Origin of the sequence: Hymenobacter sp. (assembly GCF_035709525.1) — a bacterium.
Classification (GTDB): Bacteria; Bacteroidota; Bacteroidia; order Cytophagales; family Hymenobacteraceae; genus Hymenobacter.
Map to the genome: position 1 here is coordinate 40327 of NZ_DASTEP010000170.1, position 17065 is coordinate 57391.

Genomic DNA, 17065 nt, shown 5'->3' on the forward strand with positions numbered 1-17065 from the left:
TAAAAATAAGTCACGTTAATTTTGCGGCAAGCCCAGAGCCTGCTGCACTTCCCGGATGCTCGACGGGTAGCGGAGCGCGTCGTACACCCGGTAGAAGTTCTGGGGGTCGCTGAGGCGGCCGTAGCCAAATTTGGCCAGCTCGATGCGCGTCTTGTCGAAGGTCAGGGTATTGATGAGCTCGGCCAGTTCGGCGGCCTGCACGCTGTTTTGGGCCAGCGCCTGCTTCACGATTGGCAGGCGGCTATCGTCGAAAGCCTGGCGGCGCAGGGCCTGCACCAGGTTTTGCACGTCGGCCGCCGGCAGCGGATACAAGTAGTTGCCAGCGGGGGCGTTAGGGTCGTAGCGGCCCGCGTTGGGGTCGGGCGCGGTGCCCGGCCCGTAGCCGCCGGGGTAGCCTGCGCCCGGCGCGGGGGCCGCGCCGCCCTGGCCGGGGGCTGGGTAGCCGCCGTAGGGCGCGTTATTGGGGTAGGGCTGGTTGTTCGGATAAGGCTGGTTGCTAGGCTGATTGCCGTAGTAGCCGCCCGGGGGAACGCCCGGTGCGGGGTAAGCGCCCCCGTAGTAGCCCCCGCCGTAGGCTGGGCCCGGCACGGGCACCGCGCCCACCTGCCGCAGGCGCGGCCCGCTAGGGCGCAGCACCAGCACGTAGCTCGTTTCGAGGCCCGGGGCCAGCCACACCGGCGTGCGGAAGCGCATGGGCGGCCCGTAGGCCGTGGGCAAGCTGAACTCGGCCCAGTGCTGCCCCGGGGCCAGGCGGTCTACGTGTACCTGCCGGGCTACGGGCCGCGTCAGCGGCTGCCCATCGAGGAGCAGCCCAAAAGCCTGCCCGCGCTCCGATGCAAAGTTGACGTTGGCGGGCGGGGCCGGCGGCGCGGCCATTGCCGCCGCATTCCCAACCCAGCTAAGCAGCACCGTAGCGAGCAAAAAGCGTAACGTTTTCATGACATAAGCCTGGGGCCAGCAAGGGATTTCGCCGGGTTACTTAGGTCATTTCCAAATGCCGTGCCAACAAAAAAGCCCCCGCACGGCGGAGGCTTTTTTGGTAGTGTTCAGTTGTTAGTGCTTGGTGCTTGGCTTTTGGTATTTGGTAAATAAAAAGCTAATTATCAAGCACTAATAGCTAGGCACTATTTATCTACGCTCGTAACCTTAAACTCGGTGCGGCGGTTGCGCTGGTAGTCAGCTTCCGACTTCGGGTTCTTCACGATGGGCTGGGTTTCGCCGTAGCCTTTAGCCGTGAGGCGGCCTTTGCTGATGCCCTTGCTCACGAGGTAAGCTACGGCCGATTCGGCGCGCTTCTGCGAGAGCTTGAGGTTGTAAGCGTCCTTGCCGCGCTGGTCGGTGTGCGAGCTCAGCTCGATGTGAATCTTGGGGTTGTCCTTCAGCGTCTGCACCAGCGTGTCGAGGCGCACGGCGGCATCGGCCCGGATGTTAAACTTGTTGTAGTCGTAGAAGATATCGCGCACGACGATAGGCTTCTTGTTTATCTTGTTCAGCGTCAGCGTTACCGGGATGCGAACGTCGGTTTGCGGCTGGGTGGTGCCGGTGGGGTAGCGGCCCTCGGTAGTAGCCGTGGCCCGCGCAATGAAGTGCTGGTCGCGGTCGGCAAACAACTGGTAGGTCTGGGCCGAGTCGAGCTTGGCCGTGAACTTGCCATCGGGGCCGGCCGTCACGTCCTGCTTGCGGCCGTTGGCGCTGGTGATGGTTACGGTTTCGCCGCCCAGCGGGGTAGTCGCGTTGGTTTCACTGTCGAAGGCCTGCACCGTGCCATCGAGCGTGTACGTCACCACGGGGCGCGGCTTGCGCTTGAACGAGTACAGGTCGTCGGAGCCCTTGCCGCCTTCGCGGTTGGAGGAGAAAACGCCCATGCCCGGCCCGGTGAAGAAAGGCGCGAAGTCGTCGCCCGCCGAGTTCACGGCTGGCCCGAGGTTGGCCACCTGGTTGCCTTCAACCTTGAAAATGTCAAGCTTACCGAAGCCGGGATGCCCGTCCGATGAGAAGTAGAGCGTGCCATCGGGCGCGATGCCGGGGAAGTTGTCGTTGCCCACGGTATTGATGCCCGGCCCAAGGTTTTCGGGCGTCGTAAAGCGGCCGTTGGCGTCGAGCGTAGCTTTGTACAGGTCGTTGCCGCCCACGCCGCCCTGGCGGCCCGAGGCGAAGTAGAGCGTCTTGCCATCGGGGGCAAAAGCGGGCGCGAAGTCATCGGCCGAGCGGTCGTTGATGTTGGCCAGCTCGGGCGTGGTCCAAGCTCCGTTGCGGAAGTACGAAACCCACAAATCCACGCTCTTGAGGCCCTTTTTCGAGCCGTCGTTCGAGCGGGCAAACACCATCGTGTTGCCGTCGGGGGTGTAAGTAGCGCTGGCTTGGTGCTCGTTGGCGTTGTTGAACTGGCCATCGAGCTTGCGCGGCGTGCCGCCGGTCATGGCCGCCGGGTCGTCAAACTTCTGGGCGTAGAGCGACAGGAACTTGCCGCCATTGCCGAGGTAGGTTTTGCCGTCGCGGCCCGAGGCAAACACCAGCTCGCCGGTGCTGGGCAGGCGCGAAGCCGAAAAGTCCGACTCGGGCGAGTTCACCGCGTCGAGCGGGGCTACGTCGTAGGCGGCGGCTTTGCTGGCCAGCGCCTTGCTGGCGCTGGCATTCTGGGCCTGGCTGGCGGCCTGGGCGGTCAGGGTGCTGTTGCCGCCGCTCTGGGCGTAGGTGCTGAACTGCGCGGCAGCTTCTTCAAATTTACCGTTGGCTTTCAGGGCTTCAGCGTAGTGGTAGCCCGCGTCGCCGTTTTTCACGCCCCCATCGAGGGCGGCCTTGTAGTAGGGCTCGGCCTGGTCGAGGCGGTTGGAGAGGCGGAGCGCTTCGCCAATGCGAAAATTGGCTTGGGCGGCATTTTTGCCCTTCGCTACGTCGGCTTTGTAGAGCGCGATGGCGGGCTCGTATTCACCCTGCGCAAAGCGCTTGTCTGCTTTGGTAAGGCCGCCCGAAGTAGCACAGCCACTCAGCAGCACCACCGAGCAGGCGGCCGCCCCCACAATTGAAAGATTCCTCATTGGCAAATTGGTAAAGGTGAAAGCCATGCGCCCGAAAAGAGAATAGTAAGGTTTTGACGGGCAATAATACAACAATTTGGGGTTGTATGGCTATCCCGTAGGCTTATTATTACTATTCTGTCAATTTTCAAAATAGCGCGCCAGCCACGTTTGGCCCGCCGGCGCGGGCCAGCACTCCGTCAGTTCGGCTTTGGTGCTCAGGGTATTATTAAAGTAGGGCGTGGCGCTTGTAACCTGCCCGGCGGCCACGGCCGCGCGCAGCTCGGGCCGGGTCAGTAACTGCACCTGCCCATCGGCCAGGAAAGCCATGCGCGATTTTTCAAGCAAGTCAATCCCAAGCTGTTGCTCCAGCGCGCGCACAAAGCGCACCGAGGCGTCGATAGAGCAGCCACTGGCCCCAGCCACGGCCTCGTCGAGGCCCAGCACCAAAAACTGCCGGTGCAGAAACTGCGCCGAGGCAGCCAGCTGCCGGCCGTGGCTGGTCCACTCCTCGGCAAAGGCGGCTAGGCGCGGCAACACGGCCATCAGCTCGTCTTCGGCCAGCGGGCGGCTGGCCTGGTATATCCACACCCGGGCGTGGGGCGGCAGGTGGTCAAAAGCTACATACATAAGCCGCAGGACATAAATCGCAGATTCAAACGGATTTTTAAGATTTAACGGATACGCCCGCTGCGCGGGCTGACTACCCGGTTGGTACTGGTTCGGGTATCTTACTTCCTTTTATATTTCGAGTGCTACTTCGTAAAAGTAGTCGAAGTGCGAGAAAGTAGGGGAGACGCCCTATTCAGTGTCAGCCGGGTAGTCAGCCCGCGCAGCGGGCGTATCCGTTAAATCTTAAAAATCCGTTTGAATCTGCGATTTATGTCCTGCAGTTAGGCGTTGATGCCTTCGGCGCTGGCAATCAGCTCGGCCAGGTCAAATACCTGAACGTTAGCCTCCTGCTCCTTGTTTTTTACGCCGTCGCTCATCATGGTCATGCAGAAAGGGCAACTCACCGCGATGATGGCGCCTTGCAGGCTGTGCTCGCTGGGCGCAGTGCGCTCGGTTTCGACGCCGCGCAGGTTGTCGAGCGCGGCGGCCTGGCCGCCGAGGGTAGCCAGGGCCTCCTCGGTGCGCTCGATGTTGATGTCTTTTTTGCCCGGCTCGGGCTCTTTCCACATCTGGGCACCGCCCGCGCCGCAGCACAGGCCGTTGGCGCGGCTGCGCTTCATTTCTACCAGGTCGGCATCGAGAGCGGCCAGCACGTCGCGCGGGGCCTCGTAGATGTCGTTGGCGCGGCCCAGGTAGCAGCTGTCGTGGAAGGTGATGCGGCGGCCCTGGAAACTCTCGCCGCCCTTCACCGCTACTTTGCCTTCGTTGATAAGCTGTTGCAGGTACGTGCTGTGGTGAATCACCTCGTACTCGCCGCCCAGCGCCGGGTACTCGTTTTTGATGGTGTTGAAGCAATGCGGGCAGGCGGTCACGATTTTCTTGATGCCGTAGCCGTTCATCGTCGTGATGTTTTGCATAGCCTGCATCTGAAACAGAAACTCGTTGCCGGCACGCTTGGCCGGGTCGCCGGTGCAGCTTTCTTCGAGGCCCAGCACGGCGTAGTCGGTGCCCACGTGCTCCAGAATGCGGGCAAAGGCGCGCGTCACGCGCTTGTAGCGGTCGTCGAAAGCCCCGGCGCAGCCTACCCAAAACAGAATTTCGGGCGCGCGGCCCTGCGCGGCGAGGTCGGCCACGGTGGGCACGGTAAGCTGGCGCTTGGCGGGCGCGGCGGGGGAGGAGGTCGGCGTCATTTAAATCAAAAGCTAAGCGTATACAATCAACGAATTATGCGAAATCGCCAGGGTGTTCCAGCCGGTCGAGTCGGCGGTTAGTATCGCGTTGCATACGCGCCACAGAGTCAAGGATATCCACAATATTTTGTAACTCGCTCTGGCTCTTTTGTTGGTTGATAGCTAAAAGGCGCAGGGCTTGCTGATGCCCTTGTTGGCTTTCTATCACCGTTCCCAACTGGCTTTTGACCTCTCGTACCTCCTGCCTGACCTCGCTTACCTCCTGCCTGACATCCTGCATTTCTTCCGTTATGCGCTGCAGCTTTTCCTGCGTTTGGTCTTGCCGACGCAATACTTCAGCCAATAATTCTAAAATTTGGTCTTCACCTTTCATAAGCCAGAGGAGATTTTCAAAAGGAAATAAGATTACGCAGTCGCCTTCTCGGCCACGTACAGCTCGTCGGCCCAGTTGAGGCGGTCGGAGGGCGAAAAAGCCCACGGCGCGCCGTTGTTTTCGATATTGGAAAACATCACGTTGAGTGAGTTGGGCGCGGCCGACTCTTCCAGCACCAAAAAGCGGCGCATCTCCACAATGCTTTCCAGCGGGTTGATGTTCACCGGGCAGCTTTCCACGCAGGCGTTGCAGGTGGTGCAGGCCCAGAGCTCCTCGGGCGTCACTTTGCCGCGCAGCAGCGTGGCTTCCATCAGGTCGGTAATGGGCTCGTGCTTAGCCTCCTCGCCGTACACGTTGGGATGGAAGATGAGCGGCGAGTTGTACTTCTCCTCTACCCGGTCGCGGGTGTCCATGATGATTTTGCGCGGCGAAAGCAGCTTGCCCGTGAGGTTGGCCGGGCACACCGAAGTGCAGCGCCCGCACTCGGTGCAGGAGTACGCGTTCATCAGCGCCGTCCAGGGCAAATCCTCCACGTCCTTGGCCCCGAAAGGGGTAGGAGCCAGTGCCGAACCATCGGGGCCCACGGGCGGGGCGGGCACCTCGTAGCTTGGGTCCATCATGGCCTTCACCTCGTGGGTGATGCTTTCCACGTTGGAGAACTGCCCCTGCGGCACCAGGCGCGAGTACCACACATTGGGGAACGCCATGATGATGTGGAAGTGCTTGGAGCTGGGCAGGTAGTTGAGAAACAGCAGGATGCCGGTGATGTGAATCCACCAGCCGGCGCGCTCCAGCACTTCCAGCGTGCCCACGCTGGTGGTAGGTAGCAGGCCGGCCAGAAACTGGCTGACCGGGAAGGTGCCGGGTAAGTCTTTACCCTCAATCTGGTGCAGCCGGATATCGGCCGAGTTCATGAAGAACAAGGCTACCATCAGCGCCACCTCGATGTAGAGAATAATATTGGCGTCGAGCTTGGGCCACATCCGCAGTTCGGGGCCGGTGAAGCGGCGCACGGGCGGGTTGTGGTTGCGGCGCCACCAAAAGGCCGCCACCGCCACGATTACCAGCGCGGCCAGCACCTCGTTGGTCGCCATTAGGGCATCGTACACCGGCCCCAGAAAGCTCAGGAAGCGGTGCGTGCCGAAGAGGCCATCAATGACAATTTCAATTACCTCGACGTTGATGACCAGAAAACCCACATACACTACCAAGTGCAGCAGGGCCGGCGTAACGCGCTTAAACATTTTTTGCTGGCCGAACGCCACGAGTAGCGTCTTGTTGAGGCGCTCGCCGAAGTGGCCGCTCATGTCGCGGTCGCGCCCGACGAGAATGTTTGCCCGGATTTTGCGCACCTGCCAGGTAAACAGGCCAAACGCCGCCAGCAGCAGCAGCGCGAAAAGGATGGGTTGCAACATGAAGTAAAGGTAAGCTAGCGGGTGGGATGGGGCCGCAATTTAGTAGGCATGACGACTACTTTAGAGGGGCCGGATGAAAGGCATTGAAAAATTATTACGCAAAAACTTGCGTCGTAACCAATCTGGCGTACCTTTGCACCCCCAAGCCACCCCAACGGCCCACGGAAAACCCCGGCAACATAGCTCAGTTGGTAGAGCACAGCACTGAAAATGCTGGTGTCGTTGGTTCGATTCCAACTGTTGCCACTAAAAAAGCCTCTAGCATTGCGCTAGAGGCTTTTTTGCATCTTAGGGTATTTTTTAGCGGCAGTTATGGGTTGTCAAAGGCATGAACCCACGCCAGCAAGGCTTTTCTTTGCCCTATGCGCCCGCGTCCCTTCTTCCAGTATGTCATCGGCAGCTTTGTGCAACTGGCCCCCGGCAGCCCGATGCAGCGCGTCGTCTGGCGCGGCCGGCAACTGGTGCCTAGTGTCACCGGCCGGCAGCCCTACGAGGTGCCCGTTTACCACCTCGACAACGGGCATTGGGACTGCTACTACGAGCACGAGCTACAGCCAGCCCTGCGCCCGAAGGGCGAGTAGCGGCCGGCTGCTGCGTGCTCAGCGGCGAAAGCGCTCGAACAGCCCGCTCTTGCGCTTGATGAACACGTAGCGAATCGAAAAAGCAGTGGGGAAGCGCGCGTAATCATCGCTGTTGATTTCGAGGGTAGGCTTGAAATCGAAGCTAAGTAGGATGGGCAAAAACGCCACCTTGTACTCGACGCCCACCATGCCATCGAAGCCGCCGAAGTTGCCGGTGTCCTTATTGTGCCCCAGGTGCCCGCCGGCCCCGAAGTAGTAATTGAGGCTGGGCCCCAGAATGCCGAAGTGGTACTGCCCCAGCACGGTACCGCTGTATTCGCGCTCGCGCAGCCCGGCAATGCCTTCGATAGTAACCCGCGAGGCCACCCGCTGTTGCAGCGTGATGCCGTAGTTGCCCCCGCCCAGGCGGGCACCTAAGGCCGTGTTGTATTTCTGCGCGGCGGCGGGCAGCGCGGCCGCTACCAGCAGTCCGCTCAGCCCACTCCAAAAACGTATGTGCATAATGCTAAAAGTAAGCCCCGCCGCCGCCCCGGCAAGTAGAGTGCCAACGTGCAAACCCGGCCGCTAGTACCGGGCCGCACGCCAAAGCCTACCTTTGCTACGTACAAGATTCTGGCTTTTGGCGTCTTTATTCGGACCCGAACGTTTGTTGGTCGGACCTTTGTCCTGATATTCTACCACCCACTACCCGCTGCGTGTACCTGCATCACGTGGCCGCCTACATTCCGGCGGCCGTTGTCACCAACGAACATTTCACCCGGCTCAACGGGCTAGCTTCCGACTGGATAATCGAGCGCACCGGCATCCGGGAGCGCCGCCGGGCTGCCCCTGGTGAAAACGCCAACACGATGGCCGTGGCTGCTACCCGCGTCCTGCTGGCCGAAACGCCCGGCTTCGACCCGGCCGGTATCGACCTCATTGTGGTGGGTACCTACACGCCGCACGATACCATCTACACGGCGGCCCACGCCGTGCAGCGCGACCTCGGCATCAACGAGATACCGACAGTCAGCATCTCGTCGGCCTGCTCGTCGCTGCTTAATGCCGTGGAGATTGTGGAAGGCTACTTTGCCATGGGCAAAGCCAGCCGGGCGCTGGTGGTCGTGACCGAGCACAACACCGCCTACAACAACGAGGAGGATACCATCGCGGGCCACCTCTGGGGCGACGGGGCCGCCGCGCTGCTCTTCACCAAAGAGCGCCTAGCCCCCGCCGACCTGCACGTGGTGCAGGTGATGACCGGCGGGGCCGCCCCCATGGGCAAGGCCGATGAGGCCGTGACGCTGAAGCCCGTGGACAAAGGCATCGTGATGCCCTTCGGGCGCGACGTGTTTCAGCAGGCCTGCACCTACATGGCGCGCATTACGCAACAGCTGCTCGATAATAATAGCTTGAAGGTGAGCGAGCTGACGTACCTGATACCTCACCAGGCCAACCTGCGTATCTCGGCCAACGTGGTGAAGCAGCTGGGCCTCGACCCCGCCCGCGCCGTCAACAATATCGACCGCCTGGGTAATACCGGCTGCGCCGGCTCGGCCATCGGCTTGGCCGAGGTGTGGCACACGCTGCAAGCAGGCGATAAGATTATCGTCACCGTTTTTGGCGGCGGCTACTCCTACGGGGCCATGCTGCTGGAGAAGTAGCAGCCGCTGCACTCATTGGCACTGGGCGCGTACTATTGCTCAGTGCTACTTGCCGATTAATCACATGCTGCCGCCCGCCGCCGCTTTCTCGCCCGAAATCACGTACCAGACCAGCCGCGCCAGCGGGCCGGGCGGCCAAAACGTGAACAAGGTTGAAAGCCGGGTAGAACTGCGCTGGAACCTGCCCGCCTCGCAGGTAGTAAATGAAACCCAGAAAGCGCTGCTGCTGGAAAAGCTGGCCAATCAGCTCACCACCGAGGGCGACCTGCTGGTAGTGGCCCAGGACGACCGCAGCCAGCTGCGCAACAAGGAAATAGCCCTGGCGCGCTTCTACGAACTGCTGCAAAAAAGCGTGCGCCGCCCCAAGCCGCGCCGCCCTACCCGGCCCAGCGCCGGGGCCGTGCGCCAGCGCCTCGAAGGCAAAAAGCGCCAGAGCGATAAGAAAGCTAACCGCCGCCGCTTCGACTAGCGCCGCTAGTCGGCCGCAGGCGCGGGTGCCGGGGCCGCCAACGGCCGCCACAGCAGCACCAGTAGCCCCGCTACCGGCAGCAGCGAGGTCATAAAATCGAGCACCATCCGAAACAAGCGGTAGGCGGCTGGCAGGCCGCCTACGCGGCCCGCCAGCGCCAGCAGCCCGCACGCCAGCGCCATGCCCACGTAGCAGCGCCACACCGTAGCCCAAGAGCGGCCGGGTAGCACCAGCGCCAGACCTAATAGGCTAAACGTCAGAAAAATTGTTAGGTACGCTACTCCCACCGGCAGCGGCAGGTGGCTCATGGCGCTAGGTACCTCACCGGCCGCCGCGCCGGGCAGCCGGTGCAGCCAGCCGGGGCCAGTGGCCAGTCCGGCGGCCCAAGCCGCACTCAGGCGCGCGATGGCTTGTTCCTTGAAGACTTCCAGCAGTACCAAGGCCAGCAGCAGCCCGCCGCCCGCCGCCAGGCGGCCCGTGAGCCAGGGCTGCGTGGCACCGGGGCGGGCCGGCACGGTGGCAACTGGCAGCGACTGGCGCGTCCAAAGCAGCCAGAGGCCGCCCAGCACCGAATAAGCCACCGCGCTGAAGGCGTAGTGGTGGTTGAAATCAAACGTATCGGGCGAGTAGCGGTGGTTGAGCGCCAGGGCCACGATGCGAAACACGTTGAGCAGCCACAGTACTACTATGCCCATCGGGATAAACCACAGCCGCCGCCGCGCTGGCCCCGGGTAGGCCAGCACAAAGCCGACGAGCAGCGTGTACAGCACCAGCCCATCGCACGGCCCACCTACGATAACGGCGGGCTGCCCTTGCAGCAGCAAGAGGTTGGGGGTAGTAGCCGACACGCTGGCTTGCCAGCCCAGCAGGCGTAGCGCCCAGGTGCTACCCACGGCTAGCTGGTGGCACAGCGCGTTGTCGAGCGGGCTGTCGCCGCCCAGGCCAAAGGTCGCGCCAATCATCCAGCAGAGTAGAAATGCCCCGCTAATGAGCCCAAAACGCCAGAACGGCCGCGCTGAGGCCGATGGGGTAGCAGTAAGAATAGAATCAGCCATAATGAATAGGTAGTAAATGAATTGTTAGATAAAATAAGATAATAAACAGATAACCAGCGGCCGGCGGCTACGCTCATAAAAGCGTGCCGCGCAGCATCATCAAAGCCACCGTGAAGTAAATGATGAGGCCCGTCACGTCGACCAGCGTGGCCACAAAGGGAGCCGACGACGTGGCCGGGTCGAGCCCCAGCCGGCGCAGTATCAGCGGCAGCATCGAGCCCGCAATGCTGCCCCACAGCACGATGCCCACCAGCGCCACCCCAATGGTAAGGGCCACCAAAAACCAGTGTGGGCCATAAATCGGGTCGATGCTTTGCCAGATGGCGATGCGGGCAAACCCAACGAAGCCCAGAATAATACCCAGCATAAGGCCACTGGCCAGCTCGCGGCGCAGCACGCGCCACCACTCGCCCAGCGTAAACTCGCCTAGCGCCATTGCCCGAATAATAAGCGAAGTGGCCTGCGAGCCCGAATTGCCCCCACTGCTGATAACCAGCGGTAGGAAAAGCGATAGAATCACAGTCTTCTCCAACTCGCCCTCAAAATGCTGCATGGCCGAGGTGGTCAACAATTCACCTAAAAATAACACGACCAGCCAGCCCGCCCGCTTTTGCACCAGCCGCAGCAGCGGCATGGTGAGGTAGGGCTCTTCCAATGCTTCGGAGCCGCCAAACTTCTGAATGTCCTCGGTGTCTTCTTCTTCCCGGATGCTCAGAATGTCGTCCAGCGTCACGATGCCGAGCAGGATGCCCTGGTCGGCGCTCACCACGGGTAGCGCGCCTCGGTCGTTGCGCCGGAAGATGTCGATGGCTTCTTCCTGGTCTTGGTTGACAGTGAGTTGCACGAAGCGGTGGTCCATCAGGTCGCGCACGCGGGTAGTGGGCGCGGCCAAGAGAAACTCCCGGATGCGGATGTCGTCGATGAGTACGCCGCGGGCGTCGGTCACGTAGAGCACGTTCAGGGTTTCGGACTGCCCGCCGTGCTGGCGCACGTAGTCGAGGCTTTGCTGAATGGTCCAGTTTTCGCGGATGGCGATGTAGTCGGGCGTCATCAGGCGGCCCACCGAATACTCGGGGTAGCCCAGCAGTTGCAGCGTCACGCGGCGCTCGGGCTCCGACAGGTTTTGCACGAGCTCGGCCACGAAATTGGCCGGCAAAAACTCCAGCAGCGCCGTGCGGTCATCGGGCGACATCTCGTTGAGAATGTCAGTAATCTTGTCCTGGGCCAGGTTGTCGAGGAAGTGGCGCTGCACTTCAAGGTCCAGAAACTCAAATACCTGCGTGGCCAGCGTGAGCGGCAGCAGCCGGAAAATAATGAGCTGCTCGCGCTCATCCTCGTTTTCAATCAGCTCGACTAGCTCGGCGGGCTGAAAGCCGCGCAGCAGCTTTTTGAGCTTAAAAAACTCGCCCTCCTGAATCAGCGACGTAATGTGGGCTACGGTCTCGGGCGAAGTCATGGGTAAAAACCGGTTAGAGGTTTTAAATAAAACGGAGGTTGTGTTTCGCTAGGCAAAGGGGCGGTTCGCCCGGCAAAATTACGGCCAAGCGCCGCCATATCCGGCCGTACCGGGCATTTTTGGCGTACTTCGCTTTCGCATCTTCCTTTCCTTGTTGCCTTGACTTCTGCTCCCGCGCCTGTCGCTTCGCCCCAGGGTACCGTTGTGCTGCTGGGCGGCGGTGCCGACGACCTGACCCTGCACCTGCTGGCCGGCCTGCTGCCCCAGCGCACGGCCCCCATCGAGATACTGACCGCCGCCACGGCCTACCAGCCCGACGTGACCTACGCCGCCTACGCCCGCGTGTTTCGGCACCTGGGCTGCCCGCAAGTAGGCCACTTGCAGGTAGACGACTACCACCCCGCCGACGAGCCCGATACCCTGGCCCGGCTGCAAGCGGCGGCACTGGTTTTCATCACGGGGGGCGACCAGGAGCGCCTGACCGAGCGCCTGCTGGGCACGCGGTTCTTAGAGATTTTATCCCAGCGCCACCGAGCCGATGTCGGCTTTATCGTGGCCGGTACCAGCGCTGGGGCCTCGGCGCTGGGCGCGCAAATGCTGGTGGCCGGCCGGGGCTGGCGCAGCCTGCTGGGCGGCGGCGTGGAAGTGATTGCCGGCCTGGGCTTGCTGCCCGATTTGCTTATCGACCAGCACTTTATCGAGCGCAGCCGCTACCCGCGCCTCATGCACGCTGTGCTGGCCCACCCCGCACTGCTGGGCCTGGGCTTGGCCGAAGAAACCGGCCTCATCCTGCGCCCCGGCCAGCCCGCCGAGGTATTCGGCACCGAGGTGGTAGTAGTAGTAGATGTCCGCCACGGCGTGGCTACCAACCACGCTACCCTGGCTGCCGGCCAGCCCCTCAGCGCCCGCGGCCTGCGGGTAGACTTGCTGGTGGCGGGCGACACGCTTGCGATGAGTGGGTGAGTGGGTGAGTGGGTGAGTGAATGAGTGAATGAGCGGGTGCGCCTGTCATGCTGAGCGCAGCGAAGCATCTCGCTCGCCTCGTTGTTATTGAATGAGTTACTGCTGCACGCGAGATGCTTCGCTGCGCTCAGCATGACAGGCGCATCCGCTCACCCACTCATCCACTCATCCACTCACCCCACCCCGGGCACCAAACCAGGATATATTTGCGTTTGGGCTGGCGATTATTATTAATAAGGTATTCTATGCTACGCTTTGGGTTCCGATGGGCCGTTTTGGGGGGGATGCTGGTGCTGGGGGCCGCCTGCACCCGCAAAACCGTGTCGTTTAATTCGCGCCTGGAGGAGCAGGCTACCACCGGCACACCGGGCGACAGCCTGACGACCACCAAAAAGAAAAACCCGAAGCTGAGTATTGCCGGCCGCAAGGCCGTTATCAGCAAGGAGGAAGAGCGCAAGGCCAAGGAAGAGGAAAAAGCCGCCCAGCGCAAGCCCAACAAAAAGAAGAAGATATTTCTGGGCCAGCGCATCAAGCGCGGCTACTTCAAGACGGGCACCGGCAAAAACCAGGTGATTACCGTTTTCTACTACCTCAAAAATTTCAAGCAGCCCAGCGCCATGGCGCCGGCCGTGTACTACTTCAATCCCAAGAAAAAGAAGATTTTCGCGGCCAATGGCGAGCTCGACCCCGCTGCCGACAAGGTGCTGCATGGCCCTTTCAAGCGGCTGGTCAACAACCAGGTTATCGAGCAGGGCTACTACGCCATGGGCACTAAGCACCTGCGCTGGGAAAAATACGACAACAAGGGCGGCCTCACGGCCAAAACCCACTACGAAATGGGTTTCCCGCGCGATGCTAATATCAGCTATTACGACGGGGCCAACACCATGATAAAAGAGGTGGTGCCCTACGTGAACGGCAAGCTCGAAGGCGACTACGTGAAGTACACCGCCGACGGCAAACGCGAGTGGATAGGCCACTTCGAAAACGGCCGCCGGGTAGGGGAGTGGACCAACTATTGGGACTACAAAGGCTACCGCCACTACGTGTTTCAGTACAACGAAAGCGGCTACGAGCCCGAAGTAGCCGAGCCCGAGCTGATACGCGAGTACAGCCATGGCGGCTCGCCCATCTACGACAAAGAAAAAAACCTCGACAAGCGCGCCGAAGCCGACCCCGACGCTACCAAAAACGACCCGCGCCGCCCCGGCAGCCACGGCGCGCCCGCCCCGCGCACGCCTGTGCGCAAAGCCGCTGAGCGCCGCCCCGGCTACCACCCCAAGCCGCCCGTGACGCCGCCCCCCGTGCCCGCCACGCCGGGCGGGTAGTTTGCGATGCGTGAATGGCTACACCCGTCATGCAGAGCGCAGCGAAGCATGACGGGTGTAGCTTAATAAAAAGCGTCCTCAAACACCTCGATGCGGAAGCCCTGGCTGAGCTGGGTAAGGGCCAGGATGTCGAAGCGGATGTCGCCGCGCCAGTCCAGTTCTTCCTGCAAGTGCGTGGCGGCCAGCCGAAACAGTTCTTTCTTGCGGGCCGAAACGAAGGTTTCGGGCGTGCCGTACTGGCCGCCCGAGCGGGTTTTGACTTCCACGAACACTAGCAGCTCCTGGCCGCGCTGGGCGATGAGGTCAACCTCGGCGCGGCCGTGGCGGTAGCCCTGCGCCCGGATGGTGTAGCCCGCCTGCCGGTAAAAGTCGGCGGCGGCGGCCTCGCCGGCCTGGCCTAGCGCGTGGGCAGAGGAGAGCATACGAACGCAGCGAGTGGAAAAAGCGCCCGCTGAGTGGTGGGCAACGGCCGCAAGCTAAAGCCTACGGTGCGAAGTACCTTTGCGAAAATAATATTAGTGCTCGCTATCCACCCTTCGCCCTGTATTGCTATGGAATTTTATTCGGCCTGCGTGGCCCCGGCCGCTGCCGGCGCGCCGCTACCCGCCAGCCCGCCGCCCGCTGCGCGGCAGCCCGAGCTGCTGGTGCAGCGCCTGGGGTTGGTGCCCTACGTGCCCACCTGGGATTTGCAGGAGCAGCTACTAGCTGATACGCTGGCTATTAAGGCGACTAACCGCCAGGCCGAAGCCGCTGGCCTGCCGCCGCAGCCCACGCCCAACCACCTGCTTTTTTGCCAGCACCCGCCCACCTACACGCTGGGCAAAAGCGGTAAGCCCGAGCACCTGCTGCTCGATGAAGCCGCCCTGGCGGCCCACGGGGCCACATTTCACCGCATCAATCGCGGGGGCGACATCACCTTTCACGGGCCGGGGCAGCTGGTGGCCTACCCGCTGCTCGACCTTGAAAACTTCCGCCCCGATATTCATTGGTATCTGCGGGCGCTGGAGGAAGCCGTAATTCAAACGCTGGCCGGGTACGGGCTGCGCGCCGGGCGCATCGCGGGCCTCACCGGCGTGTGGCTGGGCTGGGAAGAAGATGCGGCCAATCCCCGCAAAATCTGCGCGATGGGCGTGCGGTGCAGCCGCTGGGTTACGCTGCACGGCCTAGCCCTCAACGTGAACACCGACCTGAGCTACTTCGGCTACATTGTGCCCTGCGGTATCGCCGACAAGGCCGTGACCTCGATGCAGGCTGAACTAGGCTACGCCGTAGACCTAAATGAGGTGCAAGAGCACCTGCTGGCGCACCTGCGAGCGCAGCTGGCTGGCTAGCACGCGAATGCGGCCGCCCTTATTTTTCAACTTTCTTGTTGCGAGCGTTTTAGCAGCCAGTTACTTATGAAGCAGGATATTCCGTTTGAGCCCGTGGTTGGCGTTTCCATCGCGGTAGTGCCTAGCACTACCCCGCCGTTTGACGAAGGCAACCCGCCCACGTGGCAGGTGTTTTTGCTGAACAGCAATGACTTCGCGCTCGAAAATGTCATTATCGCGGCCGATGGCTACGGCAACCAGCCCGACGGGCAGGCCGTGCGCACGACCACGCTGCGCTACCACTTTCCCGAAATTGGCCCGCACTCGGCCACGCCCGTCGAGCTGATTGACCCCGCCGTGTTTCACCTCACCAACCAGTACTGGGTGAGCTACTACCGCGACCGCCAGATTTTCGACCGCAAATTCCTGTTTGTGCCCGACGCCATCGTGCCCGAAAACCTGAGCCGCCTGGAGCTGCTGGATGGGCAGCCGGGCGTGCTGCACGGCTAGCCGGGGATGCCCTGGCCACGGGTTGCCAAGCGACTGGTAGCATTCAAGATTGCTCTGTTATTTACGCTATGAACCACACCTTTAATATTTATCTGGGCCTGGCCGCGCTGTGGGCGCTACTGGTCGCCATGTTCGCGGTGCCCTCCATCGTGTTCATCGCGCACCTCAAAAACCTGCTCGACACGCCCAATGGGCGCACCGTACACAAGTCGCTCACGCCGCGTCTGGGCGGGGTGGCCGTGTTCGCGGGCTTCATGTCGGCGCTCACCATTTTTGCGCCCCTCACCAATGGTGTGCAGCAACTGCTGGCCGGGTGCATCATCCTGTTTTTCGTGGGGCTGAAGGACGACCTGGTTACCATTTCGGTGGCTAAAAAATTTGTGGGCCAGCTACTTGCTACCGGCGTCGTGATGATAATGGCCGACGTGCGGATTACCAGCTTCCAGGGAATCCTGGGAATTGAAACGCTGTCGGCGGGCTTCAGCTACGGTTTCACCTTCGTTGTTATCGTGGGCATTACCAACGCCATCAACCTGATAGATGGCCTCGACGGCCTGGCAGGTACGATAGTGCTCATTATCAGCAGCACGTTTGGCTATTATTTTCTGCGCTACGGGGGCAGCGCGTTCAGCAACTACTCGTTCGTGGCCGTGTGCCTGATTGGCGGAATGCTAGGCTTTCTGCGCTATAACTTCCACAAGGCCAATATATTTATGGGCGATACGGGCTCGCTGGTGTGCGGCTTCATCGTGTCGATACTGGCCATTCAGTTTATTGAAATGGGCAACAGCACGGGGCAGCCGTTTGGCAGCACGGCCCCGGCCGTTACGCTCGGCATCCTGTTTGTGCCGTTGTTCGATACCCTGCGGGTATTCACCCTGCGGATGCTGGCCGGCAAATCGCCCTTCATCCCGGACAAAAACCACGTGCATCACCGCATCATGGCGATGGGCTTTTCGCAGATAAGCACGGTGCTGCTGCTGGGCTTGCTCAATTCGGTGGTGGTGCTTTTCGTCATCAACTTCGCGTATCTGGGCAACCTCATTCTCATCGGCGCGCTGTTGGTGTTTGGGGTGTTGCTGAGCGTTTTTCTGGGCGTGTACCAAAGCCGCCTGGCCCGGCGCCAGGTTGCATCTACTTAAT

The 17065-nt window shown here is 61.5% G+C and carries 18 protein-coding genes and 1 tRNA gene; 9 read left to right on the forward strand and 10 right to left on the reverse strand.

Annotated elements, in window-relative coordinates; all coding sequences use genetic code 11:
* Positions 1-15 precede the first annotated feature (15 nt).
* The 6 genes from VFO93_RS14910 to VFO93_RS14935 all read right to left on the reverse strand — a co-directional run bounded on the left by VFO93_RS14910 (position 16) and on the right by VFO93_RS14935 (position 6607).
* The gene (locus tag VFO93_RS14910; RefSeq protein ID WP_325135187.1) at positions 16-939 is read right to left on the reverse strand and encodes a DUF4476 domain-containing protein; all 924 of its coding nucleotides are present in this window, start codon (positions 937-939) and stop codon (positions 16-18) included.
* A 185-nt stretch (positions 940-1124) separates the two neighbouring features.
* On the reverse strand, positions 1125-3038 hold the full coding sequence (locus tag VFO93_RS14915; protein ID WP_325135188.1) for an OmpA family protein: 1914 nt from the start codon (positions 3036-3038) through the stop codon (positions 1125-1127).
* Between the two features lie 120 nt (positions 3039-3158).
* Positions 3159-3647 (reverse strand): hypothetical protein, encoded by a 489-nt coding sequence (locus VFO93_RS14920; RefSeq protein WP_325135189.1) that lies wholly within the window; start codon positions 3645-3647, stop codon positions 3159-3161.
* Positions 3648-3910: 263 nt separating this feature from the next.
* Positions 3911-4819, reverse strand: coding sequence for a (Fe-S)-binding protein (locus VFO93_RS14925; RefSeq protein ID WP_325135190.1), 909 nt, complete (start codon positions 4817-4819; stop codon positions 3911-3913).
* Positions 4820-4853: 34 nt separating this feature from the next.
* Positions 4854-5192, reverse strand: coding sequence for a hypothetical protein (locus VFO93_RS14930; RefSeq protein ID WP_325135191.1), 339 nt, complete (start codon positions 5190-5192; stop codon positions 4854-4856).
* Between the two features lie 32 nt (positions 5193-5224).
* The gene (locus VFO93_RS14935) at positions 5225-6607 is read right to left on the reverse strand and encodes a (Fe-S)-binding protein (protein WP_325135192.1); all 1383 of its coding nucleotides are present in this window, start codon (positions 6605-6607) and stop codon (positions 5225-5227) included.
* Positions 6608-6780: 173 nt separating this feature from the next.
* On the opposite strand from VFO93_RS14935, the gene VFO93_RS14940 reads away from it, so the two are divergent.
* Together VFO93_RS14940 and VFO93_RS14945 are read left to right on the forward strand one after the other, a co-directional pair.
* Positions 6781-6853: transfer RNA gene (locus tag VFO93_RS14940), tRNA-Phe, on the forward strand.
* 116 nt (positions 6854-6969) lie between these two features.
* Positions 6970-7188, forward strand: coding sequence for a hypothetical protein (locus VFO93_RS14945; RefSeq protein WP_325135193.1), 219 nt, complete (start codon positions 6970-6972; stop codon positions 7186-7188).
* 18 nt (positions 7189-7206) lie between these two features.
* Here VFO93_RS14945 and VFO93_RS14950 read toward each other — a convergent pair whose 3' ends face one another.
* Positions 7207-7689 carry a hypothetical protein gene (locus VFO93_RS14950; protein WP_325135194.1) on the reverse strand — a complete coding sequence of 161 codons (483 nt, stop codon included), beginning with the start codon at positions 7687-7689 and terminating at the stop codon, positions 7207-7209.
* A gap of 194 nt (positions 7690-7883) precedes the next feature.
* Here VFO93_RS14950 and VFO93_RS14955 point away from each other — a divergent pair, with 194 nt between their 5' ends.
* A complete protein-coding gene (locus VFO93_RS14955) occupies positions 7884-8831 on the forward strand; it encodes a ketoacyl-ACP synthase III (RefSeq protein WP_325135195.1) in 948 nt (315 codons plus the stop codon).
* Positions 8832-8895: 64 nt separating this feature from the next.
* Positions 8896-9300, forward strand: coding sequence for an alternative ribosome rescue aminoacyl-tRNA hydrolase ArfB (gene arfB / locus VFO93_RS14960; RefSeq protein ID WP_325135196.1), 405 nt, complete (start codon positions 8896-8898; stop codon positions 9298-9300).
* Positions 9301-9305: 5 nt separating this feature from the next.
* On the opposite strand, the gene xrtX is transcribed toward arfB, so the two are convergent.
* Together xrtX and mgtE are read right to left on the reverse strand one after the other, a co-directional pair.
* On the reverse strand, positions 9306-10355 hold the full coding sequence (gene xrtX / locus VFO93_RS14965) for an exosortase X (protein WP_325135197.1): 1050 nt from the start codon (positions 10353-10355) through the stop codon (positions 9306-9308).
* Between the two features lie 73 nt (positions 10356-10428).
* Entirely contained in the window at positions 10429-11811 is a 1383-nt protein-coding gene (mgtE, locus tag VFO93_RS14970) for a magnesium transporter (protein WP_325135198.1), read from the reverse strand.
* A gap of 159 nt (positions 11812-11970) precedes the next feature.
* On the opposite strand from mgtE, the gene VFO93_RS14975 reads away from it, so the two are divergent.
* Entirely contained in the window at positions 11971-12774 is an 804-nt protein-coding gene (locus VFO93_RS14975) for a cyanophycinase (RefSeq protein ID WP_325135199.1), read from the forward strand.
* 245 nt (positions 12775-13019) lie between these two features.
* Positions 13020-14102 (forward strand): hypothetical protein, encoded by a 1083-nt coding sequence (locus VFO93_RS14980; protein WP_325135200.1) that lies wholly within the window; start codon positions 13020-13022, stop codon positions 14100-14102.
* A 62-nt stretch (positions 14103-14164) separates the two neighbouring features.
* Here the strand turns inward: VFO93_RS14980 and VFO93_RS14985 are convergent, their stop codons facing one another.
* Positions 14165-14524 (reverse strand): YraN family protein, encoded by a 360-nt coding sequence (locus VFO93_RS14985; RefSeq protein WP_325135201.1) that lies wholly within the window; start codon positions 14522-14524, stop codon positions 14165-14167.
* 129 nt (positions 14525-14653) lie between these two features.
* On the opposite strand from VFO93_RS14985, the gene lipB reads away from it, so the two are divergent.
* The 3 genes from lipB (at position 14654) to VFO93_RS15000 (ending at position 17064) form a co-directional block, all read left to right on the forward strand.
* Positions 14654-15433 (forward strand): lipoyl(octanoyl) transferase LipB, encoded by a 780-nt coding sequence (gene lipB / locus VFO93_RS14990; protein WP_325135202.1) that lies wholly within the window; start codon positions 14654-14656, stop codon positions 15431-15433.
* Between the two features lie 66 nt (positions 15434-15499).
* Positions 15500-15922 carry a hypothetical protein gene (locus VFO93_RS14995; protein WP_325135203.1) on the forward strand — a complete coding sequence of 141 codons (423 nt, stop codon included), beginning with the start codon at positions 15500-15502 and terminating at the stop codon, positions 15920-15922.
* A gap of 68 nt (positions 15923-15990) precedes the next feature.
* Positions 15991-17064, forward strand: coding sequence for an MraY family glycosyltransferase (locus VFO93_RS15000; protein WP_325135204.1), 1074 nt, complete (start codon positions 15991-15993; stop codon positions 17062-17064).
* Position 17065 lies beyond the last annotated feature (1 nt).